This window comes from Olsenella sp. Marseille-P4559, assembly GCF_900605015.1.
Lineage (GTDB): Bacteria > Actinomycetota > Coriobacteriia > Coriobacteriales > Atopobiaceae > Tractidigestivibacter.
On record NZ_LR027575.1, the window covers coordinates 72,980 to 97,828 of the forward strand.

The 24,849-nt window shown below is 64.7% G+C and carries 19 protein-coding genes and 1 pseudogene; 14 read left to right on the plus strand and 6 right to left on the minus strand.

Translation table 11 applies throughout. The features are described from left to right. Nucleotides 1-69: 69 nt before the first annotated feature. The 5 genes from E0E00_RS11895 to glgP all read left to right on the plus strand — a co-directional run bounded on the left by E0E00_RS11895 (nt 70) and on the right by glgP (nt 7,173). Nucleotides 70-972 carry a carbohydrate ABC transporter permease gene (locus tag E0E00_RS11895; protein ID WP_130812764.1) on the plus strand — a complete coding sequence of 301 codons (903 nt, stop codon included), beginning with the start codon at nt 70-72 and terminating at the stop codon, nt 970-972. Next, nucleotides 972-1,835 (plus strand): carbohydrate ABC transporter permease, encoded by an 864-nt coding sequence (locus E0E00_RS11900; protein WP_130812765.1) that lies wholly within the window; start codon nt 972-974, stop codon nt 1,833-1,835. Before E0E00_RS11895 ends, E0E00_RS11900 begins: the two co-directional genes overlap by 1 nt. A 155-nt stretch (nt 1,836-1,990) precedes the next feature. Then, complete coding sequence (locus E0E00_RS11905) at nt 1,991-3,199, plus strand: ABC transporter ATP-binding protein (protein ID WP_130812766.1); 1,209 nt, start codon at nt 1,991-1,993, stop codon at nt 3,197-3,199. A gap of 130 nt (nt 3,200-3,329) precedes the next feature. Next, the gene (gene malQ, locus E0E00_RS11910; RefSeq protein ID WP_130812767.1) at nt 3,330-4,838 is read left to right on the plus strand and encodes a 4-alpha-glucanotransferase; all 1,509 of its coding nucleotides are present in this window, start codon (nt 3,330-3,332) and stop codon (nt 4,836-4,838) included. Between the two features lie 73 nt (nt 4,839-4,911). After that, on the plus strand, nt 4,912-7,173 hold the full coding sequence (gene glgP, locus E0E00_RS11915) for a glycogen/starch/alpha-glucan family phosphorylase (RefSeq protein ID WP_130812768.1): 2,262 nt from the start codon (nt 4,912-4,914) through the stop codon (nt 7,171-7,173). Nucleotides 7,174-7,264: 91 nt separating this feature from the next. Here glgP and E0E00_RS11920 read toward each other — a convergent pair whose 3' ends face one another. Genes E0E00_RS11920 through galE form a run of 3 tightly spaced genes read right to left on the minus strand, consistent with a single transcriptional unit; the run spans nt 7,265 to nt 10,354 of the window. Beyond that, nucleotides 7,265-8,188, minus strand: a complete 924-nt coding sequence (locus E0E00_RS11920) for a peptidoglycan-binding protein (protein WP_130812769.1) — start codon at nt 8,186-8,188, stop codon at nt 7,265-7,267. Between the two features lie 43 nt (nt 8,189-8,231). Then, on the minus strand, nt 8,232-9,296 hold the full coding sequence (locus E0E00_RS11925; RefSeq protein ID WP_130812770.1) for a polyprenyl synthetase family protein: 1,065 nt from the start codon (nt 9,294-9,296) through the stop codon (nt 8,232-8,234). 2 nt (nt 9,297-9,298) lie between these two features. Further along, nucleotides 9,299-10,354: a UDP-glucose 4-epimerase GalE gene (galE, locus tag E0E00_RS11930; protein WP_130812771.1), complete on the minus strand. Its 1,056-nt coding sequence runs from the start codon at nt 10,352-10,354 to the stop codon at nt 9,299-9,301. 348 nt (nt 10,355-10,702) lie between these two features. On the opposite strand from galE, the gene modA reads away from it, so the two are divergent. Genes modA through E0E00_RS11965 form a run of 7 tightly spaced genes read left to right on the plus strand, consistent with a single transcriptional unit; the run spans nt 10,703 to nt 16,923 of the window. Further along, nucleotides 10,703-11,590 (plus strand): molybdate ABC transporter substrate-binding protein, encoded by an 888-nt coding sequence (gene modA, locus E0E00_RS11935; RefSeq protein ID WP_130812772.1) that lies wholly within the window; start codon nt 10,703-10,705, stop codon nt 11,588-11,590. Between the two features lie 7 nt (nt 11,591-11,597). Further along, nucleotides 11,598-12,284, plus strand: a complete 687-nt coding sequence (gene modB / locus E0E00_RS11940) for a molybdate ABC transporter permease subunit (RefSeq protein WP_130812773.1) — start codon at nt 11,598-11,600, stop codon at nt 12,282-12,284. Beyond that, nucleotides 12,281-13,405, plus strand: coding sequence for a sulfate/molybdate ABC transporter ATP-binding protein (locus E0E00_RS11945; protein ID WP_130812774.1), 1,125 nt, complete (start codon nt 12,281-12,283; stop codon nt 13,403-13,405). The genes modB and E0E00_RS11945 overlap by 4 nt, the downstream gene beginning before the upstream one ends. After that, nucleotides 13,398-14,345 carry a GTP 3',8-cyclase MoaA gene (gene moaA / locus E0E00_RS11950; protein ID WP_130812775.1) on the plus strand — a complete coding sequence of 316 codons (948 nt, stop codon included), beginning with the start codon at nt 13,398-13,400 and terminating at the stop codon, nt 14,343-14,345. The genes E0E00_RS11945 and moaA overlap by 8 nt, the downstream gene beginning before the upstream one ends. 3 nt (nt 14,346-14,348) lie before the next feature. Further along, the gene (gene moaC / locus E0E00_RS15475) at nt 14,349-15,311 is read left to right on the plus strand and encodes a cyclic pyranopterin monophosphate synthase MoaC (protein ID WP_130812776.1); all 963 of its coding nucleotides are present in this window, start codon (nt 14,349-14,351) and stop codon (nt 15,309-15,311) included. Continuing rightward, complete coding sequence (locus E0E00_RS11960; RefSeq protein WP_130812777.1) at nt 15,308-16,381, plus strand: molybdopterin-binding protein; 1,074 nt, start codon at nt 15,308-15,310, stop codon at nt 16,379-16,381. The genes moaC and E0E00_RS11960 overlap by 4 nt, the downstream gene beginning before the upstream one ends. Before the next feature lie 5 nt (nt 16,382-16,386). Next, nucleotides 16,387-16,923 carry a molybdenum cofactor biosynthesis protein B gene (locus tag E0E00_RS11965; protein ID WP_130812778.1) on the plus strand — a complete coding sequence of 179 codons (537 nt, stop codon included), beginning with the start codon at nt 16,387-16,389 and terminating at the stop codon, nt 16,921-16,923. A 377-nt stretch (nt 16,924-17,300) separates the two neighbouring features. On the opposite strand, the pseudogene E0E00_RS15480 reads toward E0E00_RS11965, so the two are convergent. The 3 genes and pseudogenes from E0E00_RS15480 to E0E00_RS11980 all read right to left on the minus strand — a co-directional run. Then, nucleotides 17,301-17,582: pseudogene (locus E0E00_RS15480) on the minus strand (pirin family protein); the annotation flags it as partial. Between the two features lie 209 nt (nt 17,583-17,791). Continuing rightward, nucleotides 17,792-19,018 carry a M20 family metallopeptidase gene (locus tag E0E00_RS11975; protein WP_130812779.1) on the minus strand — a complete coding sequence of 409 codons (1,227 nt, stop codon included), beginning with the start codon at nt 19,016-19,018 and terminating at the stop codon, nt 17,792-17,794. A gap of 4 nt (nt 19,019-19,022) precedes the next feature. After that, nucleotides 19,023-19,673, minus strand: a complete 651-nt coding sequence (locus tag E0E00_RS11980) for a transcriptional regulator (protein WP_130812780.1) — start codon at nt 19,671-19,673, stop codon at nt 19,023-19,025. Between the two features lie 657 nt (nt 19,674-20,330). Here E0E00_RS11980 and ssnA point away from each other — a divergent pair. Together ssnA and ygfK are read left to right on the plus strand one after the other, a co-directional pair. After that, the gene (gene ssnA / locus E0E00_RS11985) at nt 20,331-21,686 is read left to right on the plus strand and encodes a putative aminohydrolase SsnA (RefSeq protein ID WP_130812781.1); all 1,356 of its coding nucleotides are present in this window, start codon (nt 20,331-20,333) and stop codon (nt 21,684-21,686) included. A gap of 114 nt (nt 21,687-21,800) precedes the next feature. Continuing rightward, a complete protein-coding gene (gene ygfK / locus E0E00_RS11990) occupies nt 21,801-24,794 on the plus strand; it encodes a putative selenate reductase subunit YgfK (protein WP_130812782.1) in 2,994 nt (997 codons plus the stop codon). Nucleotides 24,795-24,849: the final 55 nt, after the last annotated feature.

A 24,849-nucleotide genomic window follows, 5' to 3' on the forward strand; every position in this document is an offset into this window, starting at 1 on the left:
GCACACGGGGCCGGGTGTGATTGCGGCGCCTGGCCCCCCGTTTCTTTTCTCACGCGGGAGTGGAGAAGCATGAAAAGCAAAGCCTTAAAGCGGAGCTCCCAGATATCGTCAGCCAGACACTTCTGGTGGCTCTTCCTCCTGCCCGTGACGGCCGCGTTCTGCATTGGCTTCGTCTGGCCGTTCCTCCAGGGCATCTATCTTTCCTTCTGCAAATTCAAGACCATCTCGAGCGCACAGTTCATCGGCCTCTCCAACTACGCATCCGCGTTCTCGGACGAGTCCTTCCAGCACTCCTTCTGGTACACGGCACTCACGGCGGTCGTGTGCCTCGTCCTTATCAACGTGGTCGCGTTCGCCATTGCCTACGCGCTCACGCAGAGCATCAAGGGCTCAAACATCTTCCGCACGGTGTTCTTTGCGCCCAACCTCATCGGCGGGATCGTGCTTGGCTATATCTGGTCGATGATCTTCGACGGCATCCTGCAGCAGTACGGGACGTCGGTGGTCCTTGAGACGAGGTATGGCTTCTGGGGTCTCATCATCCTCATGTGCTGGCAGCAGATCGGCTACATGATGATCATCTACATCGCCGGCATCCAGTCCGTCCCCGAGGACATGGTCGAGGCCGCCAAGATCGACGGTGCGACCAAGGCGCAGACGCTCTTCAAGGTAATCATCCCCAACGTGATGCCCTCGATCACCATCTGCACGTTCCTCTCCCTCACCAACGGCTTCAAGCTCTTCGACCAGAACCTCGCGCTTACGGGTGGCCTGCCATACCAGCAGCTTGCCGATGGCACGACCATCAATACAACCGAGATGATGGCCCTGAACATCTACAACACGTTCTACTCGGGTACCGGTGCGTCGCGCGGCGTGGCCCAGGCGAAGGCAGTCATATTCTTCGTCCTTGTGGCAGCCATGGGGCTCGCGCAGCTCTCGTACACCCGTAAGAGGGAGGTGCAGCAGTAATGGCAAACCAGCCACAGACGCTCGCATCCGAGGCGCGTCACAAGAAGATCTTGACCGTCGTGTTCGCCATCATCTGCGTCATCTGGGTCCTGCCGGTCGTGTGCGTGGCGATCAACTCCTTCAAGCTGAACACCTTCGTCAAGACCGAGACCTTCGCCCTGCCCACTGAGGAGAGCTTTGCCGGGTGGTCCAACTTCGTCACCGGCATGACCTTCGGCAACTATCCGTTCTGGAGCGCGTTTGGCTACAGCGCCCTCATCACCGTGCTCTCCGCCGCGCTGATCCTCATCTGCTGCTCCATGGCGGCCTGGTACATCGCCCGTGTGAACTCCAGGTTCTGCAAGGTCATCTACACGCTCTGCATCTTCTCGATGGTCGTGCCCTTCCAGATGGTCATGTTCACGCTGTCCAAAACGGCCGATACGCTGGAGCTCAACACGCCCTTCACCATACCCATCGTCTACCTGGGCTTTGGCGCTGGCCTCGCAATCTTCATGTTCGTCGGCTTCGTGAAGTCCATCCCGCTGGAGATCGAGGAGGCTGCCGCAATCGACGGCTGTGGCCCGGTGCGCACCTTCTTCCTGGTGGTGCTTCCCATGCTCAAGCCCACGCTCATCTCCGTCGGCATCCTCGAGATCATGTGGGTCTGGAACGACTACCTCCTTCCGTACCTGGTCCTGGACATCAACAAGTACCGCACCATCCCCATCCAGATCCAGTACCTCAAGGGCAGCTACGGAACGGTCGACCTCGGTGCGACCATGGCGATCATCCTCATGGCCATCATCCCCGTCATCGTGTTCTACCTCGCCTGCCAGAAGTACATCATCAAGGGTGTTGCGGCCGGCGCCGTCAAGGGTTAGGCCAAAGGCCCATGCTCGTCTGAGTTTGTCCCCTCTTTCCCACCCCCTTCGCGGGGTCAACGCGGCCCCGCGAAGGGGGGGACCTCCTTGAAGACATGCAGCCCGATACGGGGGCGCGGGCCCCGGCTGCGACCTACGGAAGGAATCCGAGAGCCATGGCAGAAGTCAGCCTGAAGCACATCACAAAGATCTATCCGAACATCGAGAAGACCGCGAAGCATCGCCTCGGCAAGAGGGGCCCAGAGCCCGAGAAGAAAAAGAGCAACCTCAAGGTTACCGACGAGGGCGTCGTGGCGGTCGAGGACTTCAACCTCGACATCACAGACCGCGAGTTCGTCGTCCTCGTCGGCCCCTCCGGCTGCGGCAAGTCCACGACGCTGCGCATGGTCGCCGGCCTCGAGAGCATCTCCGGCGGCGAGCTCACCATCGACGGCAAGGTCATGAACGAGGTGGCCCCCAAGGACCGCGACATCGCCATGGTCTTCCAGAGCTATGCCCTCTACCCCCACATGACCGTGTACGACAACATGGCCTTCCCCCTGAAGCTCCGCAAGGCCCCGCAGGACCAGATCGACCAGAAGGTCCGCCAGGCGGCAGAGACGCTGGGCATCACCCAGTACCTCGACCGCAAGCCCAAGGCCCTCTCCGGCGGCCAGCGCCAGCGTGTGGCCATCGGCCGCGCCATCGTGCGCGACCCCAAGGTGCTCCTCATGGACGAGCCCCTCTCGAACCTGGACGCCAAGCTCAGGAACCAGATGCGTGCCGAGATCATCAAGCTCCGCAAGCGCATCAACGCGACCTTCATCTACGTCACGCACGACCAGACCGAGGCCATGACCCTGGGCGACCGCATCGTGATCATGAAGGACGGCGTGGTCCAGCAGGTCGGCACCCCACAGGAGGTCTTCAACGAGCCGGCCAACCTCTTCGTGGCCGGCTTCATCGGCGTCCCGCAGATGAACTTCTTCGACGGCCGTCTCGAGAAGACCGCTTCGGGCTGCGTCCTGCACGCGCTGGACACCCAGATTGCCGTCTCGCGCGAGACGGGCAAGGCCCTCGCTGCTGTTGGCATCACCTCTGCCGATGTCACCGCAGGCGTGCGCCCCGAGCAGATCCAGCTCGCCAGCGCAGGCGAGCCCGGCACCATCTCCGGCACCATCGACGTCTCCGAGCTCATGGGCTCTACGGTCCATGTGCACGCCAGCGTCAAGGGATATGACTTCGTCCTGGTCATCCCCACCATCGATTTCGACGGCGCCCTTGGCAGGTCCTTCGCCGACGGCGCACCCATCTCCTTCAAGTTCGAGCCGAACGCGGTCCACTTCTTTGACAAGACGTCCGGCAAGAACATCATCAAGCCGTAGCCTTCCCTCCCTCCCGCGACATCGGCTTGATGCGGCCCCGGCCCGCTTTTCTCGGACGGGTCGGGGCCCTTTTGCGGGAGTGCCCAAGGTGACGGCGTGCGTATGTGCGCAAGAGAGAAGGAGGCCACACATGGAGAGAGCAAGCGGCGTGCTCATGCCCGTCTCGTCGCTTCCGGGCATCGTGGGCATTGGCACCTTTGGTCGAGAGGCGTACGACTTCGTCGACTTCCTGGCTCGTACCCACCAGCGCTACTGGCAGGTGCTGCCCCTCACCACCACGAGCTTTGGAGACTCGCCCTACCAGTCATTCTCCGCTTTTGCGGGGAATCCGTACTTCATAGACGTCGAGGACCTGGTGCGCCTGGGCTACCTCTGCGAGAAGGACCTTGTCGTTCTGCCCTTTGGCGACAACCCGGAAGACGTTGACTACGGGACCCTCTTCCGTGGCCACCGTGCCCTGCTCGAGCGCGCGCTCCCGAGCTTCTCGGCAGCGCCTCCCGCAGGCTTCGATGCCTTCCGCGAGGCGAACGACCCCTGGCTTAAGCCCTACTGCGAGTTCATGACCACCAAGGAGGAGTTTGGCCTCAAGGCCTACTACGAGTGGCCGCGCGAGTACCGCAGGCGTGGCAAGGTGAGCGCGGAGCTCTGCGCCGAGCGTCCCGAGCGCATGCGCTACCACGAGATGACGCAGTACCTCTTCTACCACCACTGGAAGGGCCTGAAGGATTACGCCAACAAGCGTGGCGTCCTTATCGTGGGTGACATCCCCATCTACGTGTCCCGCGACTCGGTCGAGATGTGGGCCACGCCAGAGCTTTTCCGCGTGGACGCGACCGGCAACCCCACCTGCGTTGCCGGCACGCCGCCCGACCAGTTCTCTTCCACCGGCCAGTACTGGGGTAACCCCATCTACGACTGGGCTGGCATGGCTGAGGATGGCTACAGCTGGTGGCTCGAGCGCCTGCGTGCGAACCTCAAGCTCTATGACATCCTGCGCATCGACCACTTCCGCGGCTTTGAGTCCTACTGGTCTGTGCCCTTTGGCGCACCAGACTCGAGCTTTGGCCGCTGGGCCAAAGGCCCTGGCAGCGATGTCTTTGATGCCGTGGCCGAGCAGCTGGGCAAGCTTCCCATCATCGCGGAGGACCTGGGCTTCATGACATCCGAGGTCATTGCCATGCGCGAGCACACGGGCTTTCCTGGCATGAGGATCCTCCAGTTTGGCCTTGATGCCGAGGGGGACTCGCTTGACCTCCCGCACCGCTATGTTGCCAACACCGTTGCCTATGTGGGAACGCACGACAACGAGACGGCCATGGGCTGGCTCAAGGACACGGCAACGCCCAACGCCCGCGAGAAGGCCGCCCGCTACCTCGCCCTTGCGCCGGGAGAGACCGTGGCACAGGGTTGCAACCGCGCCATTGCCGCCTCGGTGAGCGACACCTGCATCTTCCGCATGCAGGACCTTCTGGGGCTGGACAACTCCGCCCGCATCAACACACCCTCGACCGTTGGGAAGAACTGGCGCTGGCGCATGCTTGCGGATGCCGTGACGCCCGAGGTCGAGGCAGAGCTCTCCGACCTGACCACCACCTACTACCGGGTCCCCGGCACGAAGGGGCCCGAGCTTCCCGAATAGGGGAGCACGGTTGCGCTGCGCAACCGTCGCCCGTCCTGCCATGTCAACGCGACATTTGGAGGTATCGCATCGCATGAAGACCGATCTTGAGGCACGCTCCCAGGAAAAGTATGGTCGTCCGCTCTCCGAGCTCGATGACTCCACCATCTGCACCATGCTCGAGGGCCTCGTTCGCGAGCATACGGCGACCATGCCGCTCAACGAGGGCAAGCGCCGCCTGTACTACCTCTCCGCCGAGTTCCTTATCGGCCGTCTGCTCACCAACAACCTCATCGAGCTGGGCGTGTACGACGAGGTCAAGTCCCAGCTGGCCGCTGCTGGCCACGATCTGGGTGCCGTGGAGGAGTGCGAGGTTGAGCCGTCCCTGGGCAACGGAGGCCTGGGTCGTCTCGCCGCATGCTTCCTGGACTCCATCGCCACGCTGGGCCTCCCCGGCGACGGCGTGGGCCTGAACTACCACTACGGCCTCTTCCGCCAGCACTTTGTCGACCTGCAACAGGCAGCGGAGCCCGATGGCTGGCTGGACCGACAGGGCTGGCTCGCGAGAGACGAGAGGGCCTATACCGTGGAGTTCGGCGGCTTCGCCGTAAAGTCTCGCCTCTACGACATTGACGTCTTGGGCTATGGGCGCACCACCAAGAACAGGCTCCGCCTCTTCGACCTCGAGGGCGTTGACGACTCCCTGGTACCGGTGAACTCGATTGACTTTGACAAGGGGGGGCTGGCCAAGAACCTCACGCTCTTCCTCTATCCCGACGACTCCGATGACGCTGGTCGGCTGCTTCGCGTGTACCAGGAGTACTTCATGGTCTCCAACGCGGCCCAGCTCATCCTCGATGAGGCCGTCGCGCGCGGCTCCAACCTGCATGACCTGCCCGACTACGCCGTGGTGCAGATCAACGACACGCACCCCTCGATGGTCATTCCCGAGCTGGTGCGCCTGCTCGTAGACGTTCACGGCTTCGAGCTTGACGAGGCCGTCTCGGTCGTGCGTCGCATGGTTGCCTACACCAACCACACCATCCTTGCCGAGGCACTCGAGAAGTGGCCGCTCGCGAGCCTTGAGACCGTGGCTCCGCGCATCGCGCAGATCGTGGTCAAGCTCGACGAGCTCGAGCGTGCCGAGCATGGCGACGATGACGCCGTGGCCATCGTATGCGATGGCCTGGTGCACATGGCCCACATGGCCATCCACTACGGCTTCTCGATCAACGGCGTGGCGGCGCTGCACACCAAGATCCTCGAGGACACCGAGCTTCACCCCTTCTACGAGCTGTATCCCGAGAAGTTCTCCAACAAGACCAATGGCATTACCTTCCGCCGCTGGATCATGGATGCAAACCCGGCCCTCTCGGGCGTGCTCGACGACGTCCTGGGCACGGACTGGCGCAACACCTGCGACCTCTCCGGGCTTCTCGACTTCACGGATGACGAGGCGGTGCTTGCCCGCCTGGATGACGCAAAGGCTGAGGCCAAGGCCGGCATGCGCGAGTTTCTCATGCAGACGCAGGGCGTGAGCATCCCCGAGAACGCCATCATCGACGTGCAGGTGAAGCGCATCCATGAGTACAAGCGCCAGCAGATGCTCGCGCTCTACATCATCTGGAAGTACCTCGACATCAAGAACGGAAACGTCCCCGCGCGTCCGCTCACCATCGTCTTCGGCGGCAAGGCCGCGCCCGCCTACACGATTGCGCAGGACATCATCCACCTCATCTTGCTGCTCTCCCATTGGATTGCGGCAGACCCGGTCGTCTCGCCGCACCTTCAGGTGGTCATGATCGAGAACTACAACGTGAGCGCGGCCGAGCGTGTGATTCCCGCCGCGGACATCTCCGAGCAGATCTCGCTTGCCTCCAAGGAGGCCTCGGGCACCTCGAACATGAAGTTCATGCTCAACGGTGCCGTGACCCTCTGCACGCTCGATGGTGCCAACGTCGAGATCGCAGACCTTGTGGGAGACGAGAACATCTACACCTTTGGCGCCTCCTCCAAGGAGGTCGAGCGCCTGTATGCCGAGCGCGCCTACGACGCGCATGCGCACTACCTGCGCCCGGGCGTGAAGCTTCTGGTCGACTTCATCGCCAACCCGGCGTTCCTCGCACTGGGCAACGCCGAGCGCCTGAGGCGCCTGCACGACGACATGGCGTGGAAGGACTGGTTCATGGCGCTGCTCGACATCGAGGAGTACATCCAGAGGAAGGAGCAGATGCTCACCGACTACGAGGACCGTGGTGCCTGGCGCAGGAAGTCGCTGATGAACATCGCCAAGTCCGGCGTGTTCTCGTCCGACCGCACGATTCGCCAGTACGACGAGGACATCTGGCACCTGTAGGACGCGCGGCCTCAGGCAGCCAGCCGGTAAGCGAAGGGCCCCGAAGCATCGCCGCTTCGGGGCCCATCCTGTGATACGTCGCGGTGCCCTTTCACAGCTGGATGCCCTCAAACGCGGCACAGATGGCGTCGAGCATCAAGACGGCGTAGGTCTGGGCGTCGCTCGTCGTGAAGGTGCCCTCGAAGTTGGGGCCCACGGGCAGCTCGATGCGTACCACGGGCACGTCCTCGCGCGAGCTCTCGACGGCGGTGCGCAGGCGCAAGGGGAGCGTATCGACGTCGTCCATGATCACGTTTGAGGTGGTGGAGCCGTCTGGCAGGGGTGCGGCCGAGAGAACGAGTACGGCCTGGGCCCCCTTGCAGGCGGCAGGGGCCGAGGAGTCGACAAGCTCAAGGCCCGAGGCATCGGTTGTGGCACTTGCCAGGTTCCAGATGCGACCCGCGACGTTTCTCGAGATGGGGTCCTCGCCGGTGATGCAGAGCTTGACGACTTCGAGCACGCCGGCTGCGCGGGCAAAGCCCATGCCGCCCTGTGGGTGCGGTCCCACCGCGGGGTTTCCGCCCCATACATGCCTCAGGCGGTCGATGGCGTCAAAGGTGTCGGGGAAGGCCATGCCGTCTGCCAAGAGCCCTACGCTCTCCTGGAACTGCTTGACTGCGGCTTCGGTGTGGGCGCCGTATTGTCCATCCACCGCGCCGCAGGAGAAGCCAAGCACGTTGAGGCGCTCCTGGAGCTGATGCACGTCGTTGCCGTGGAAGTTGGGGAGACGCAGGTAGAGGGTGCGGTCACCGATCTGGTAGCACTCGTCCACGAGTGCCGCCCACGTAGCCGTATCGATTGCCTCGCCCAGCTGGAGGCCGTGGTCAAGCCGGAAGCGCGCAACGGCGGTGGCAGTCGAGCGGCCAAAGGCCTTCTCGTCAGTCTCTGCCCTGTCGATCTTGTATCCCAGCGACCCCAGGCGCTCCTGGATGTCCTCCACAGCGGCGCCTGACGCGCCCTCGCGAATAGGTTCCATACCCTAGTTCCCCCCGATATCGCGGGCGCAAGGCGTCATCCGGCTAGCCCCTGCGCTCCACAAAGAAGTCTGCCATAGAATCGAGGACCGCGCGCGTGTCTCCGGCAAGCTCGACGCCCTCGAGGCGCCCCTGCGCGCTGCCCGCGAGGGCGCGTGCGCGATCCTGCACGGCATCGATGGCCCCTGCCCCCTCCATGAGCCTGACGGCACGGGCAAGCACCCGCGTATCTGTGGCATGCGACGAGAGGATGCCGAGAAGCTCGCCCCTCTCGGCCCCCGACAGGTGCTCGAGTGCCCAGCACACGGCCATGGTGCGCTTGCCCTCGGTGATGTCGCTCCTGAAGTCCTTGCCCTGTGCCTCGGCGCTGCCAACAAGGTTGAGCAGGTCATCCTGCAGCTGGAAGGCGAGGCCCGCGTCCATGCCAAAGGCCCTCAAGGCGTCCGTCTGCTCTTGGGTGCCCCCGCCGCAGATGGCACCCATGGCAAGCGGCGTTGCCGCCGAGTAGAATGCGGTCTTGCGTGTGGCCATGCACAGGTAGTCTGCGACGGATACGTCCCAGCGCCCGTCGCGGACCCAGCCCAAGTCGAGCGCCTGGCCCTCGAGCGTGCGGCGCTCCATCTCGACCAGCTCGCGCACTATGCGCAGGCGGCATGCGTCATCAAGGGCGGGGTCTGCCACAACCTTGCCGACGACCTCGACAAGCGCGAGGTCGCCCACGTTGATGGCGATGCCCGTGCCCTCGGCGCGGTATGTGCAGGGCTGGCCGCGGCGCACCTCGCCCTCATCGGCAATGTCGTCATGGATGAGGGCGGCAGACTGGAAGTCCTCGATGGCCGCGGCTGCCGCGAGGGCACGCGAGGCGTCCCCTCCCACAGCCTCGCAGCCGAGCAGCACCAGCGCGGGGCGAGTGCGCTTGCCGCCCGAGCGCGTGAAGCGCGCGAGCGGGGCATAGAGGTAGCGGGAGAGGTCTTGCTCCGCACCCTGTCCTGCGATGGACTGGGGCAGGTGTGCGGAGATGTAGTCCTCGATGCGAGGCCGGCGCTCGGTGAGCCAAGCGGCAAAGAGCCCGCCCCCGTCGCCGGCGGTCGTGGTGCCGCGTGTTGCCATTGCTAGCCCTCGTAGCCGTTGGGGTTCTTGGACTGCCAGTTCCAGGAGTCACGGCACATGTCGCCGATGTCGTACTTGGCCACCCAGCCCATCTCGCGCTTGGCCTTAGAGCAGTCGGCGTAGTTGGCGTCCACATCGCCGGGGCGGCGCGGGTCAATCTGGTAGGGGAGGTCCTTGCCGCAGGCGAGCGAGAAGGCCTTGATGATCTCGAGGACCGAGGTGCCCCTGCCGGTGCCGAGGTTGAAGATCTCGACGCCGGTGCGGCCATTCATCCAGTTGAGGGCCGCAGCGTGGCCGGTTGCGAGGTCGCATACGTGGATGTAGTCACGCACGCCGGTACCGTCGGGCGTGTCGTAGTCGTTGCCAAAGACGTGTACGCACGCGCGCTTGCCAATGGCCACCTGTGCGACGTAGGGCAAGAGGTTGTTGGGAATGCCCTTGGGGTCCTCGCCCATGAGTCCCGAGGGATGCGCGCCAATGGGGTTGAAGTAGCGGAGCAGCACGACGTTCCACGCGGGGTCTGCGGTGTGGAGGTCGGTCAGGACCTGCTCGATCATCCACTTGGTCCAGCCGTACGGGTTGGTTGCGGGCTTCTTGGGGCTCTCCTCGGTAAGCGGGAGGCTGTCCGGGTCACCGTAGACCGTGGCGGAGCTGGAGAAGATGATGTCCTTGCAGCCATGGTTGCGCATCACGTCGACGAGGGTGAGCGTGTTGCCAAGGTTGTTGGCGTAGTACTCGATGGGCTTGCTCACAGACTCGCCCACGGCCTTGAAGCCAGCGAAGTGAATCACACGGTCGATGTGGTCCCCGTCGAAGACCGCGCTCATGGCCTCGCGGTCGTTGACGTCGGTGCGGTAGAAGGTGAGGCGGGCGGCCGCCGCGTCACCCACGATGGTCTTGATGCGGTCGATGACCCTCTCGGACGCATTGGAGAGATCGTCGACGACGACCACCTTGTAGCCGTCCTGCAAAAGCTCGACCACGGTGTGGCTTCCAATGAAGCCCGCGCCGCCGGTGACGAGCACGCAGGTGTCCTGGGGGTCTTTTGCCTCGCTCATGGGTTTCCTTTCGGGTCTTGTGCCAAGGTACCTCGCGGCGAATAAGCCAAGAAGACAGTATACGTTGCCGATGTGTGCACATCGTTGGGTTTGCCAGGTGGCTTGGGGGCTCGTCGTCCATCCTGCCCCGCCACAGCCCTACCGTCCGCGTCGCAACTTCTCCGCCTGCCACCTTTCCCAAACTTTTTGTTTGCATAGCGTTATAGTCTGTAAGCAAGAACGCCGTCGTTGGACAGGCTTCACATCCTCGGCGGCGAAGTCCACAGGCACCACATGGGCGGCACGTGAAAAGCATCGCTCCAGAGATGCGCCCCAGGCAGGCATCACACCCAGGGAAAGGAAAGTACCATGGCAGGAACAAGCGTTACCAGGCGTTCGTTTGTGTCGGTGGCAGTTGCTGCGGCAGGCCTCGGGCTGGCGGCATGCGGAGGCACGCAATCGCAGACCGCTCAGTCGGCCAGCTCGGCCACAGCGGATACGACGTCTGCGGCAGAGGCAAGGACGCTCACCGTCTTTGCTGCCGCATCGCTCACCGAGTCGCTCACCGAGGCCGGCGACCTCTTCAAGGCCGCCAACGATGGCGTAGACATCAGCTTCAACTTTGATTCCTCGGGCACCCTCAAGAAGCAGATTCAGGAGGGCGCAGACTGCGACGTCTTCATCTCTGCAGGCCAGAAGCAGATGAACCAGCTCGATGCCCAGGCCGCATCCGGCAACGACGACGGCCTCGACTACATCGACCACGCCACCCGCTTTGACATCCTCGAGAACAAGGTCACGCTCTGCGTGCCCGATGGCAACCCCAAGGCCGTCCAGAACTTCGACGACATGGCATCCAAGCTCCAGGCACACGACGTCCTTCTCTGCATGGGCAACTCCGATGTCCCCGTGGGCCAGTACACCCAGAAGATCCTTGCGTACTACAACCTCGACGAGACGGAACTCGCCAACGCCGGCTGTATCACCTACGGCAGCAACGTGAAGGAGGTCACCTCGCAGGTATCCGAGGCCACCGTCGACTGTGGCGTCATCTACAAGACCGATGCCACCTCCGCCAGCCTCACGATGGTCGACGAGGCCACCGAGGAGATGTGCGGCCGCGTGGTCTATCCCGCGGCAGCAACGAAGTCTGCGCTCGAGCCCGAGCTTGCCAAGTCCCTCCTCGACTTCCTCAGGACGAAGGACGCAAGCGATTGCTTCGAGAAGGTCGGCTTCACGCCGCTTGCCGAGGCATAGCCTTGCCATGGACTGGTACCCACTCCTTAACTCGCTGAGGATTGCCGCCGTCTCGACGGTGGTGGTGTTTCTCCTCGGCGTGTGGCTCGCAGATGTGGTGGCCCATGCCCACCGCGTGGTGAAGGGCGTGCTCGACGTCGTCCTCACCCTTCCCCTGGTGCTGCCGCCCACCGTCGTGGGATACATGCTGCTGGTGCTTCTCGGTCCCAGGCGTCCCGTGGGCGCCTGGGTGCTCTCCGCCTTTGGCATCAAGCTCACCATGACATGGTACTCGGCCATCTTCGCCACCGTGGTCGTGAGCTTCCCGCTCATGTACCGCACGGCGCGTGGCACCTTCGAGAGCTTTGACCAGAGCCTCGCCAGCGCTGCGCGCACGCTGGGCAAGTCGAATGCCTGGGTGTTCTGGCGGGTTAAGATGCCTTGCTGCAGGCAGGGGGTCATCGCTGGCTCCGTTCTGGCCTTCGCCCGCGCACTGGGCGAGTATGGCGCCACCTCCATGATCGCCGGCTACACGCCAGGGTCTACGGCCACCATCTCCACGACGGTCTACCAGCTGTGGCGCACGGGCGATGACGCGCAGGCCTTCCAGTGGGTTCTTGTGAACCTTGCGATAAGCGCCGTGGTGCTGCTCGTCCTCAACCTCTTTGAGGGTCGCCAGCGCTCGGGCGCGGCGCGAGCGGGGGCGGCATCATGACGGTCTTGGAAGTTGACATCGAGAAGCGCCTGCGTGGCTTTACGCTGGGCGTCTCGTTCTCCCTGGAGCGCCCGGAAGAGATCATGGCCCTTCTGGGGCCATCGGGCTGTGGCAAGTCCATGACGCTCAAGTGCATTGCGGGCGTCGAGCGACCAGACGCCGGCCGCATCGTGCTGGGTGAGCGCACGCTCTTTGACAGCGAGGCAAAGGTAGACCTCCCACCGCAGAGGCGCCACGTGGGTTACCTCTTCCAGAGCTATGCCCTCTTCCCAACCATGACGGTCGAGCAGAACGTGCTCTCCGGTGCCTTTGGCGCCACGAGGGAGGAGCGCCTTGCTCGCGCGAGGCGCGAGATGGCGGCCATGCGCCTGGATGGCCTCGAGCGCCATCGCCCGCGCGAGCTCTCTGGCGGGCAGCAGCAGCGCTGCGCCATGGCACGCATCCTTGCGAGCGACCCAGAGCTCATCCTCTTGGACGAGCCCTTCTCGGCGCTTGACGGCTATCTGCGCTGGCAGCTTGAGCTTGAGCTGGCAGACGTCCTGCGTGGGTTCCCGGGCGGTGCGGTGTACGTCTCTCACAATCGCGACGAGGTCTACCGCATGTGCGATACGGTCTGCGTGCTGGACCGCGGCCGCTCTGACGCCAAGGTGGGCGTGCACTCGCTCTTCGACGCCCCCTCCAGCGTGGCGGCGGCCCTGATCAGCGGCTGCAAGAACGTGAGCCGTGCGCGCATGGCGGGCGAGGCCGGCGCGCTTGCCTGCGACGACTGGGGCGTCACGCTTGCCACGTCGATGCCGTGCCCCAAGGATGTCTCGCACGTGGGGATCCGTGCGCACTACTTCACCATCACCCCGGGCCTGCACCCCGGCGGGCCAAACGCAATCCCCTGCGAGGTGGACCGCGTGATTGACTCCACGTTCTCGACCATCGTGATGGCAAGGACCCCTGCGGGCGCGCTGCTGCGCTATGAGTGCGACAAGGACGCATGGGCCAGTCTCGAAAGTCCGACCCAGGTCACGCTGGGCATTGCTCCCGAGAAGGTCATGCCGCTCGTCTCCGGGGGCGCTTCGCAGGAGGCCGGCAACGCCAAGGCCGCCACGGAGGACGCGCCTCATGCATGACGACCTTGGCCGTGACATACGCTACCTGCGCCTCTCCGTAACGGACCGCTGCAACTGCCGCTGCATCTACTGCATGCCCGAGCATGGCGTGCCCATGCTGTCGCATGCCGACATCCTCTCGTTCGAGGAGATGCGCGGCATCGTTGCCGCGGCGGCGTCCCTGGGCGTGCAAAAGGTGCGCCTTACGGGTGGCGAGCCTCTGGCGAGGCGCGGCATCGTGGACCTCGTGGGCATGGCCTCCTCTGTTCCTGGCATCGAGGAGGTGGACATGACCACCAACGCCACGCTGCTTGCACCCGTGGCAAAAGACCTGCGGGCTGCGGGGCTCTCCCGTCTCAACGTGAGTCTCGACACGCTGAATGCCGAGCGCTACGCGCGCATCACGCGACGCGGCTCGCTTGCGGACGCGCTTGCAGGGCTCGAGGCCGCGCACGATGCGGGCTTCTCGAACACCAAAGTCAACTGCGTGCTCGTGGGCGGTGTGAACGACGACGAGCTTCGTACCATGGCGCTTCTCGCGTGCGACCACGACCTCACGGTGCGCTTCATCGAGCTCATGCGTATGGGGGAGTGCGCCCGGTGGCCCAAGGGGCGCTTCGTCTCTGCCGATGCGGTATTAGATGCCGTGCCCGAGCTTGCCCCCGTTGGGAAAGAGGGCGTCTCGGAGCTGTACCATGCCCCCGGCTGGCGTGGTAGCGTTGGGCTCATACGGCCCATGACGCACAGGTTCTGCTCGGGCTGTGACCGCATTCGCGTGACGGCGGACGGTCGCCTGAAGCCGTGCCTTCACTCCTCGGTCGAGGTCAGCCTACGTGGGCTTACCGGCCAGGAGCTGGTTGAGGCCATGCGAGGCGGCATCGCGTCAAAGCCTCGGGGACACCGGATGGACGACGGTCGTGCGAGCGACTCCGCACGGCCCATGAACGAGATAGGGGGCTGAGCCATGGGGCTCACGCACTTCAACGGGGAGGGACGCGCCCGCATGGTGGACGTGTCCGCCAAGCCAAAGACGCAGAGGGTCGCCCGCGCAGCGGGCAAGGTCCTCATGCGTCCGGACACGCTGGAGCTGGTGCGCGCGAGCGGCATCCACAAGGGCGATGTGCTCGCCGTGGCGCAGGTGGCGGGCATCATGGCCGCAAAGCGCTGCTGGGAGCTGGTGCCCATGTGCCACCCCATCCAGCTCACGGGTGCCGACGTGTCGTTCTCATACGAGAAGGACGGCATCGCCTTCACGGCAACCACGCGCTGCTGCGGCGAGACGGGCGTCGAGATGGAGGCGCTCACGGCTGCCTCGGTCGTGGGTCTCACGATCTACGACATGTGCAAGGCGCACCAGCGCGACATGGTCATCACCGAGGTGCGCCTGCTTGAGAAGGACGGCGGCAGATCCGGGCACTTCGTGCGGACCGCGGGTGACGCTCCCGCGGCATCGGCGGAGGCCGCCACGGCGTCTCTGCCGCACGGCACCGTGGTTGCCACCTGCATATCCGAGAAGAAGGGCACGCGCAAGCACACCGTTGACGCTATCGAGCTCAAGGTGGGCAAGGGCGTCGAGGGCGACGCTCACGCTGGCGGCTGGCACCGCCAGGTGAGCCTTCTCGCCAACGAGTCCGTGGACCTCATGCGCGCCAAGGGCATCGAGCTTGCGCCGGGGGACTTTGCCGAGAACGTGCTCACGCAGGGGGTCGATGTCAAGAGCCTGCCCGTGGGCACCACGCTTGCCGTGGGCCCTGCCCGCATGGTGGTGACGCAGATCGGCAAGGCCTGCCACAACGATTGCGAGATACGGCGCCTTACGGGTGCGTGCGTGATGCCCACCGACGGCATCTTCTGCGTGGTGACGCGCGGTGGAACCGTGCGCGCCGGTGACGAGGTTCGCGTGATGGGAGAGGGCGAGCTGGCATGAGGCTTGTAAAGACCGAGGACGCCATCGGGCACGTGCTGTGCCACGACATGACCCAGATTCTGCCCGGTGACCGCAAGGGTTCGCCGCGCTACAAGGGGCCTCGCTTCAAGAAGGGCCACAGGGTCACGGCCGAGGACGTGCCGGTGCTGCTCTCCATGGGCAAGGAGCACCTCTACGTGTGGGAGACCGGACCCGGCATGCTCCACGAGGACGATGCCGCCCGGCGTCTGGCCGCGCTCTGCCTGGGCCCGGGCTGCGTGGCGTCGGGCGAGCCCCGCGAGGGCAAGATCGGCATCAAGGCCGCGCACGACGGCGTCTATCTTGTCGACTCGGGGCGCCTTGTGGCGGTGAACGGCTGCGAGGAGGTCATGATTGCCACGCGCAAGGGCGGCTTTGCCGTATCCGCAGGCGACGACCTTGCTGGCACACGCGTGGTCCCGCTGGTCGTGAGGGAGTCTGTGGTCGAGGCGGCAGAGCGCGCGGCAGACATCGGGAGGATGGGCCCGCTCATGCGCGTGGAGCCGTGGCGCCTGGGGACGGCGGCCATCATCGCCACGGGATCCGAGGTGGCCAAGGGCCTTATCGAGGACCGCTTCACCCCTGTGGTGGAGGCCAAGCTCGCACGCTACGGCGTCAAGACGACCTGGCACGCCACGCCCGGCGACGATATGGACGCGCTGGTGGCGGCCATAGGCGAGGCGCGCGAGACCGGGGTCGACATGGTTGTGTGCACGGGTGGCATGAGCGTTGACCCAGATGACAACACCCCCGGCGCCATCAAGCGTGCGGGTGCGCGCATCGTGACCTATGGCGCGCCGGTCCTGCCGGGCGCGATGCTTCTCGTGGGCTACTTTGACGAGAGCGATGCTGCTGGCGAGCCGCGCGCGGTTCCCGTGGTGGGTCTGCCGGGCTGCGTCATGTACAGTGCCGCCACGGTCTTTGACCTGGTGCTGCCTCGCATTGCGGCCGGCGTGGAAGTGCGCCGACGCGACGTTGTGCAACTGGGCGAGGGCGGCCTGTGCCTGCATTGCGAGCCCTGCACCTTCCCCGTGTGCCCGTTTGGAAAGTAGGAGCCATGAGCCATAGCGAGACAGACAAGCAGCAGGCTACAGCAAGTGAGGCCTACACGGCAGTTGTGATTACCGTGAGCGACCGCTGCTCGCGCAAGGAGCGCGAGGACGCCTCTGGACCGGCGCTCGTAGCGCTTCTCGGCGAGAGGGGCTACCGCGTGGTGGCAACGCGCGTGGTGCCCGACGAGCAGCCACAGATAGAGGCGGCCATCAGGGCGGCGGCAGAGCGGGATGCGGCGCTCGTCCTCACCACGGGTGGCACGGGCTTCTCGCCACGCGACGTGACGCCCGAGGCAACTGCGGCCGTGTGCACGCGCATGGCACCAGGGATCCCCGAGGCCATGCGTGCCGCCTCGATGGCCATCACGCCGCATGCCTGCCTCTCGCGCGAGGTGGCTGGCATCCTGGACCGCACGCTCGTGGTGAACCTGCCGGGGAGCCCCAAGGCCGCAATCGAGAACGTCTCCGCAGTCATCGGGCCCATCGCGCACGGGATCAAGATGCTGCGTGGCGGGCAGGCGGACTGTGCGGCCGAGAAGTGACTTCTGCCCCGCCGATGCCGCAAGGCGCGTTTGCGCAGGCCTTCTCGTGATGTCTTGCCGTTTAGGGCTTTGCGGACCTGAGCCCTCACTCCAAGTGCAACGTCCCGTGAGCTGTGGCGGCCCATGGCCGAGCGGTCCTCGCCCACGGGAATCCCTGCCGTGCGACCTGGCTCGATGGCAAGCTCGTAGTAGTCGAGTGGTAGGTACCCACCAACGAATCCCTGGCGAGAGGTGCCGTCGCCCTCGGTGAGGCTGCCCGCGGGCAGCCGCAGCACGTCTCTCTCGAGCTTCACGGGCTCGATGGTGCCGCGCTTCACGGCGTGGTAGGTGGGATGTGCCATCCTGTCCGCCCGGGGCAGGCTGAGCCACAACTGCACACCAGGCAGGCACCGCGCGATGGGAACTCTCCTCGTGCTCGGCACCCGACCCGCACGCATCCACCGCACCTCGCCCGAGGTCACCATGTCTTCGAAGCCTATGCTGTCACGGTGGTGCATCGACCCCTCGCGCACGTGGCTCACGGTCCCGATGCCGCGGTGGGGGTGGAGCGGAAAGCCTGCCGTGTAGTCGTCCAGTCGTTCGGGTCGATGCTGTCGAACGAGTCCAGCATGAGGAAGGGGGGCCAAAGCCGTGCGCGGTCTGGTCCCCGGAATCCGCACAAGGCTCGCGCCCGCGCCATCTTGTCCGGTATCCCCTTACAACGTTGGTCGCGTGTCCGAGCACGCGCCCCTCCTCTGCTCGACCGCGATGCGGGCCTGGTCACTGGGAGCCTTATACCCTACCTGGCAGATAGCATTGAAGTGCGCCCGTGACCGGCTGGCCAATCACAGTATGAACACGGGCTACGCAAGGTGCCGCCTTGAGTGGACTACCCCCACAGCACGTCTGCGGCGAGGCGCGAGAGAACCGCACGCACGCGAGCGAGGTCGGCCACAGGTACGTGCTCGTTGGGCTTGTGCGCAAGCTCAAGGCTGCCCGGGCCATACGAGAGGCACGTAGGGTTTCCGCAGGTGCCAGCCACCACGGCAGAGTCGGTGTAGCCGGTGAAGACGTCTGTGGCTGGCACAATGCCCCATGCCTCCTCGCTTGCGCGCGCAAGGGCGGCCAAGAGAGGGGAGGCAGGGTCAAGCTCGATGGGCGGCCTGTCTCCGGCACAGCGTACGTCGGCGTGCGTGCCCGGGATGGAGGCCTCTGCTATGGCAACGGCCTCCTGCACGACCCTCTCGGCAGCTTGAGAGCCCGTAGGCGGCACAAGCCGCATGTCGATGGTGACGTGGCACTCGTCCGGCACCACATACGGGCTGTAGCCGCCCTCGACCTGCCCAAACGTGACTGTCGAGCGGCCAAGCTCGGGGTGCGTGGGAAGTGCGGCAACGGCAGCGCGTATGTGGCAGATGGCCTCTGCCATGGCAGCGATGGCGTCTGCGCCGCGCCATGGCGTGCTTGCGTGGGCAGTGGCCCCGTGCATATCGATTGCATACCACGTGCGCCCCTTGTGGGAGCCACGTGCGCGGCCATCGGTGGGCTCGGTGTCAAGCACCCAGCCCGCAGCACCCAGCCAGCCGGCGCGGATGGCGGCCTCGGAGCCGCGCATCCGGTCCTCCTCGTCCACCGTGCAGACGATCGCCAGGGAATGCGCGGGCAGGCAACCGCGCCGCCCCACCTCGTCAAGCGCGTCCGAGAACGCCAGCAGGGCGCAGGCCAGGCCGCCTTTCATGTCGCATGAGCCGCGACCATAGAGTTCGCCGTCGCGCAGTGTGGGCGAGAGGGCCGGCGTGCCATCGCCCCATCCTGCACCCACGCGGACGGTGTCCATGTGGCAGAGAAGCGTGAGGTCCGCTGGCGTGGACGTGGCATCGGCAGGCCCGGCGGTGGGGATCACCGCCCGGATGCAACGGCGGCCAGGCAGTGCCTCGAGCTCCTCGATGCGTACGGCATCGGCGAGGTCGCCCGCCCTCTTGCGACGCCTTTCCAGCCACGAGTGAACAAACTGCTCGATGGCACCCTCAAAGGCCCCGGGATCTGTGCTCTCCATGCCCACGAGCCGTGCTGTGAGCCCTGTCGCCTCGTCATCGGTGCGGCGTCGAGCGCACATGCGCCTACTCCTCCCCGTGTGACTTGGCCTCGTCCATGTAGCTGTAGAGCGTGTACTTTGAGATGCCAAAGTAGCTGCAGATCTTCTGCCCGGCCTTAGTGATGAGAAATGCGCCGGAGTCGTTGAGAAAACCTATGGCCCTGACCTTGTCGTCCCTGGTCATGAGCGCCACCGGCTTGCCCACCACGCGCACGCTCTGGTCTATGAGTTCGTCGAGAAGGTCGTTCACGTTATGGGGGATAACGTCTGGCTCGTCCGAGGCCGTGCTGGCGAGCGAGGTGAAGTCCTTGAGCATGTTCTGGAGCGCCATGATGGGCGTGGAGTCGAAGTTAATGGCAAAGATGGCCACTGGCTTGCCAGTCTCGTCGCGGAAGAACACCGTGCTCGAACGCAGCTCTCGACCGTCCTCGGTGCGCGTGTGATACGCAAGGTGGTCCTGCAGCTTGTCTGGGCCCGAGCTCAGGGCCTTGAGAACCACGTTCGATGGACCGTCGCCGAGCTTTCTGCCCGAGACCTGGCCGTTCTCTATGGCCACGATGGTGCTGTCGGGGTCTTTGGACTCAAGGTCATGAACGACAACCTCGCAGTTGCTGCCGAACTGCGCAGCGATGCCCCTTGCAAGGCGAGAGAGAAACTCGATCTCTGACTTCTTCATGTGTCCTCGATCCCTTCATGACGGGTCCTGCCCATCGGCCGCGCACCCTTTCGGCGCGTCGAGTCAAGCCGCGAGGTACGGTCACGCACAGACGGGGAGGTCAACAACGAGCACATACTAGCACCTAAACCCTAATAAAATGTAAGGTGAGCCATTATTTGACAAAGACGGGAGGGAGCGGCGTGCCCCAATGGGGCAGACGGCATTGCATCGCCGCTTAGCGGCACCCAATGCCGTTTTCGTATTGCAGAGAGCAAAGACCCAGTTAGAGACCGCATCCAACCAGGCAATGCGCTTCTCGGCGGACGTTTTGGGCCCACGTTATACAACGAAAAATATAACGTTACCGTCCACACCGGCAATCGACCGTACGCCGATGTTCTCCAGACCGCGGCACGCCAGACGTCAATTTGAAGCAAAATATTTGTTAGGTTGTATTACAAGATGTGCGAAGATTTGCCAAAAGGGTGATTCGCGAGGAGAGGCCAACGGGGAGGGGCCTCGTACCTGCGCTTCGTTTGCAGCTGGGTAGTCGGGTGCCCATGCGGCGCAGTCACGTTCGCGCAATGCCCGGCCGCTGCGGCATGAGAGGGCTGCGGCGAACACAGGTTTGGCCGTAGCTGATCTGCGGCATGCAGCGAGGAGGAGAGAGGTCCTATGCTACTTGTTGGAAACGGTCGGGTCGTGACCAGGGACCCCGAGAAGCCCTTCGTCGAGAACGGCGCCGTTGTCATCGACCGCGACAAGATCGTGGCCGTTGGCACTCGTGCGGAGATGGGCGCCGCCTACCCCACGGCCGAGTTCGTCGACGCCCATGGCGGCCTCATCATGCCCGGTCTCATCAACTGCCACACCCACATCTATTCCGGACTGGCGCGCGGCCTTGCCATCAAGGGGTGCAATCCCACCAACTTCCTCGAGAACCTCGAGCAGCAATGGTGGAACATCGACCGTCACCTCACGCTTGATGGCACGCGCGCCTGCGCATACGTGACCATGATGGAGTCGTTCCGCAATGGCGTGACCACCATCTTTGACCACCACGCGAGCTTCTGCCAGATTCCCGGGTCCCTCTTTGCCATCAAGGACGTCGCGCAGGAGATGGGCATGCGTGCCTGCCTGTGCTACGAGGTGTCGGACCGCGATGGCAAGGAGAAGCTCGCCGAGTCCATCCAAGAGAACGCCGACTTTGCCCGCTGGGCTACCAACCAGGACTCTGACATGATTGCCGCCATGTTCGGCGGGCATGCCCTCTTCACGCTGTCGGACGAGACGCTCGACCGTATGGCAGAGGCCAACAACGGCCTCACCGGCTTTCACATCCACGTGTGCGAGGGCATGGATGACGTCTATGACTCCGCCCAGAGGCACGGCTGCACCTCGATCCACCGCCTCCTTGACCATGGTGTCCTGGGCGAGAAGACCATGCTTGGCCACTGCATCCACATCACCCCTGCCGACATGGACGTATGCGCCGAGACCCACACCAAGATCGTCAACAACCCGCAGTCCAATGCCAACAACGCCGTGGGCACCGCGCCGGTGCTCGAGTTCTTCAGGCGTGGCATCACCGTGACCATGGGAACCGATGCCTACACCCACGACATGCTTCAGTCCCTCAAGGCCTTCGTGCCGCTGCAGCGCCTCAACTCCGCGCTGCCCAACGTGGCCTGGGGTGAGGCCATGACCATGCTCTTCAAGAACAATGCTGAGGTCGCGAACATGTACTTTGCAACCAAGCCGCAGGGCAAGCCCCTAGGCGTGCTTGCGCCCGGTGCCGCGGCGGACGTTGCCGTGTTCGACTACCCCGCGCCTACGCCCATCGGCGCGGAGAACATCGACGGCCACATCCTCTTTGGCGTCGAGGGACACGACTGCCGCACTACCATCGCGAATGGCCGCGTAGTCTACCGCGACCATACGTTCACAGACATTGACAAGGAAAGGATCGACGCCTTCGTGCTCGACCAGGCAAAGAGGCTCTGGGGAGAGCTTAACGGCTGCGAGCACTAGGCGTCTTTCCGGCAGTGGCATCCTTCGGGCGCCACTGCCATGACGTGCGCGGATCCCGTGGCGCCGCGCACGCCTCACGTCCCCACGGAAATGCGTTTCTGGAGAGGAATCGCAATGAGCGACATCATGCGCCCCATTCCGTTCGGCCAGCTCATGGACTGGATCCTAACCGAGAAGAAGGCCCAGGGAACCGTCTTTGGCGAGTCTCGCCTCGCCAAGCTCGGCGGTCATGCCCGTCCCATCTTTGGCGAGAGGGTCGAGTCGCCCGTTGGGCCGGCGGCGGGCCCCAACACCCAGCTTGCCCAGAACATCATCGCCTCCTACGTTACCGGCGCCCGCTTCTTCGAGCTCAAGACCGTCCAGAAGATGGATGGTGCCGAACTTTCCGCCTGCGTGAACAAGCCCTGCATCCTCGCAGCCGATGAGGGCTACAACTGCGAGTGGTCCACCGAGCTCACCGTACCCGATGCCTTTGATGAGTACGTCAAGGCCTGGGTTGCCTGCAAGCTCCTCGCGCGCGAGTTCGACTTGGGCGACCCGGATGGCTTTGTCTTCAACATGTCGGTTGGCTACGACCTTGAGGGCATCAAGGGCGAGAAGGTCAACACCTACATCGACAGCATGAAGGATGCCTCGGGCACCCCCGTCTTCCAGGAGGCCATTGCCTGGGCCAAGGCCAACCTCGATCACTTCCAGAACGTTGACGCCGCCTTTGTCGACTCCATCTCGCCGCATGTGTCCCGCTCGGTTACCGAGTCCACACTTCACGGTTGCCCGCCCGCAGAGATCGAGCGCATCGCGACGCACCTCATCGCCGAGAAGGGCCTGAACACCTACATCAAGTGCAACCCCACGCTCTTGGGCTACGAGTATGCCCGCAAGACCCTGGACTCGCTGGGCTTCGATTACATCGTCTTCGACGAGCACCACTTCAACGAGGATCTGCAATGGGCAGATGCCGTACCCATGCTCCGGCGCCTTATCGCCCTGGCAGCCGAGTGCGGCGTGGAGTTTGGCGTCAAGCTCACCAACACCTTCCCCGTTGACGTCACCCGCTCCGAGCTTCCCAGCGACGAGATGTACATGTCCGGCCGCTCGCTCTACCCGCTCACCACCTCGCTTGCCAAGCGCATCGCCGACGAGTTCGATGGCCACCTGCGCATCTCCTTCTCCGGCGGCGCGGACGCGCTGAACATCCGCGCGCTCGTCGACGCCGGCATCTGGCCGGTCACCATGGCGACAACGCTGCTCAAGCCGGGTGGCTACCAGCGCCTGGTCCAGGTTGACGAGTCTCTCTCCGGCATCGATGACGCCCCGTTCTCGCGCGTTGACCTCGCCAAGGTTTCCGCCATCGTGGACGACGCCCTCACCAACCCCCGCTACCGTAAGCCCGTCAAGCCCATGCCCGAGCGCCACGTGGGCCACGAGCTGCCGCTCATCGACTGCTTCACGGCACCCTGCCGCGAGGATTGCCCCATCGAGCAGGACATCCCGGGCTACCTGCGCGCCTGTGGAGAGGGCCGCTATGCCGACACCCTCCGCATCATCCTCGAACGCAACGCCCTGCCCTTCACGACGGGCACCATCTGCCCGCATACCTGCGGCGACTCCTGCATGCGCAACTACTACGAGGAGCACGTGCACATCCGCGAGTTCAAGCTCCTGGCTGCCGAGAAGGGCCTGGCCGAGGTGCTTCCCACGCTCTCCCCGCGTGGCACCGTGGCCAATCGCAAGGTTGCCGTTGTGGGCGCCGGTCCCGCCGGCCTTGCTGCGGCATCGTTCCTCTCTCGCGCGGGCGTCGACGTCACCGTGTTCGAGCGCACCGGTGAGCTCGGTGGCATCGTGCGCCATGTGATCCCGGGCTTCCGCATCTCTGACGAGGCCATCGACCACGACGTGGAGCTCTGCTCGGCATATGGCGCCACGTTCAAGACGGGTGTCGGGGTCACCAACGCGCGCGACCTTCTCGACCAGGGGTTTAGCGATGTCGTGGTGGCCATTGGCGCTTGGGCGCCAGGCCGTCCGGCGCTCCGTAGCGGCGAGGCGCTCGACGCCATCGACTTCCTCCGTGACTTCAGGGACGATCCTGCGCAATGCCGGCTTGGCACCGACGTCGTGGTCATTGGCGGTGGCAACACGGCCATGGACGTGGCGCGTGCCGCCAGGCGCGTGCCCGGCGTCGAGCACGTGCGCCTGGTCTATCGCCGTACCCGTCGCTACATGCCTGCCGACGAGGAGGAGCTCGTCATGGCGCTCGAGGACGGTGTGGAGTTCATGGAGCTCCTCTCGCCGGCAGACCTTGCTAACGGCGTGCTGACCTGCGAGGTCATGCGCCTTGGCGCGCCGGATGCCTCTGGTCGTCGCGCCCCCGAGCCTACGGGCGAGACCGTGAGCGTGCCCGCCACCGCGGTCATCACCGCCGTTGGCGAGCGTATCGAGCAGGGGCTTTACCTGGCAACGGGCTGCGATCTTGACGGGAAGGGCCGCCCCGTGGTGAGCGACTCCCTCGAGACCAGCGTGCCGCACGTCTTTGCCGTAGGCGATGCGCGCCGCGGCCCCGCTACCGTGGTCAAGGCCATCGCCGATGCCATGACCGTCACGCGTGCCATCTCCGGCGCCTCCTTCGACGGCATGGGGGAGTCCAACGTTGACCCCAGCTACGAGTCGTCGCTTGCGTCGCGTGGCAGCCTCGAGGCCGACGTCCAGTCGCTTGCCCACACGCGCTGCCTTGGCTGCGCAACCGTGTGCGAGACCTGCTGCGAGGTCTGCCCCAACCGTGCCAACGTGGCCGTCCGCGTACCCGGCATGCGCGAGCGCCAGATTGTCCACGTGGATGGCATGTGCAACGAGTGCGGCAACTGCGCCGTGTTCTGCCCGTACTCCGGGGGTCGCCCGTACAAGGACAAGCTCACGCTCTTCTGGAGCCGCGAGGACTTCGACGACTCCACCAACGAGGGCTTCCTGCCTGCCGAAGGCGGTATGCTCGTGAGGCTGGATGGCACCACCGCGGTCTATAACGTGGACGATGCCGAGTGTGGCCTTCCCGAGGCGGTCCGCGCCACCATCGTGGCGGTGCGTGACAGCTACGGCTACCTTCTTGCAAGGTAGTCAGGCATGCGCCGGTAAGAGCCCACTGGCGGGACGGCCGCACGGCCGTTCCGCC

What these genes read in the sequence shown, in the direction of transcription:
- E0E00_RS11895 (WP_130812764.1), top strand. Translation starts at nt 70, where the DNA reads ATGAAAAGCAAAGCCTTAAAGCGGAGCTCCCAGATATCGTCAGCCAGA.
- E0E00_RS11900 (WP_130812765.1), top strand. Translation starts at nt 972, where the DNA reads ATGGCAAACCAGCCACAGACGCTCGCATCCGAGGCGCGTCACAAGAAG.
- E0E00_RS11905 (WP_130812766.1), top strand. Translation starts at nt 1,991, where the DNA reads ATGGCAGAAGTCAGCCTGAAGCACATCACAAAGATCTATCCGAACATC.
- malQ (WP_130812767.1), top strand. Translation starts at nt 3,330, where the DNA reads ATGGAGAGAGCAAGCGGCGTGCTCATGCCCGTCTCGTCGCTTCCGGGC.
- glgP (WP_130812768.1), top strand. Translation starts at nt 4,912, where the DNA reads ATGAAGACCGATCTTGAGGCACGCTCCCAGGAAAAGTATGGTCGTCCG.
- E0E00_RS11920 (WP_130812769.1), bottom strand. Translation starts at nt 8,188, where the DNA reads ATGGAACCTATTCGCGAGGGCGCGTCAGGCGCCGCTGTGGAGGACATC.
- E0E00_RS11925 (WP_130812770.1), bottom strand. Translation starts at nt 9,296, where the DNA reads ATGGCAACACGCGGCACCACGACCGCCGGCGACGGGGGCGGGCTCTTT.
- galE (WP_130812771.1), bottom strand. Translation starts at nt 10,354, where the DNA reads ATGAGCGAGGCAAAAGACCCCCAGGACACCTGCGTGCTCGTCACCGGC.
- modA (WP_130812772.1), top strand. Translation starts at nt 10,703, where the DNA reads ATGGCAGGAACAAGCGTTACCAGGCGTTCGTTTGTGTCGGTGGCAGTT.
- modB (WP_130812773.1), top strand. Translation starts at nt 11,598, where the DNA reads ATGGACTGGTACCCACTCCTTAACTCGCTGAGGATTGCCGCCGTCTCG.
- E0E00_RS11945 (WP_130812774.1), top strand. Translation starts at nt 12,281, where the DNA reads ATGACGGTCTTGGAAGTTGACATCGAGAAGCGCCTGCGTGGCTTTACG.
- moaA (WP_130812775.1), top strand. Translation starts at nt 13,398, where the DNA reads ATGCATGACGACCTTGGCCGTGACATACGCTACCTGCGCCTCTCCGTA.
- moaC (WP_130812776.1), top strand. Translation starts at nt 14,349, where the DNA reads ATGGGGCTCACGCACTTCAACGGGGAGGGACGCGCCCGCATGGTGGAC.
- E0E00_RS11960 (WP_130812777.1), top strand. Translation starts at nt 15,308, where the DNA reads ATGAGGCTTGTAAAGACCGAGGACGCCATCGGGCACGTGCTGTGCCAC.
- E0E00_RS11965 (WP_130812778.1), top strand. Translation starts at nt 16,387, where the DNA reads ATGAGCCATAGCGAGACAGACAAGCAGCAGGCTACAGCAAGTGAGGCC.
- E0E00_RS11975 (WP_130812779.1), bottom strand. Translation starts at nt 19,018, where the DNA reads ATGTGCGCTCGACGCCGCACCGATGACGAGGCGACAGGGCTCACAGCA.
- E0E00_RS11980 (WP_130812780.1), bottom strand. Translation starts at nt 19,673, where the DNA reads ATGAAGAAGTCAGAGATCGAGTTTCTCTCTCGCCTTGCAAGGGGCATC.
- ssnA (WP_130812781.1), top strand. Translation starts at nt 20,331, where the DNA reads ATGCTACTTGTTGGAAACGGTCGGGTCGTGACCAGGGACCCCGAGAAG.
- ygfK (WP_130812782.1), top strand. Translation starts at nt 21,801, where the DNA reads ATGAGCGACATCATGCGCCCCATTCCGTTCGGCCAGCTCATGGACTGG.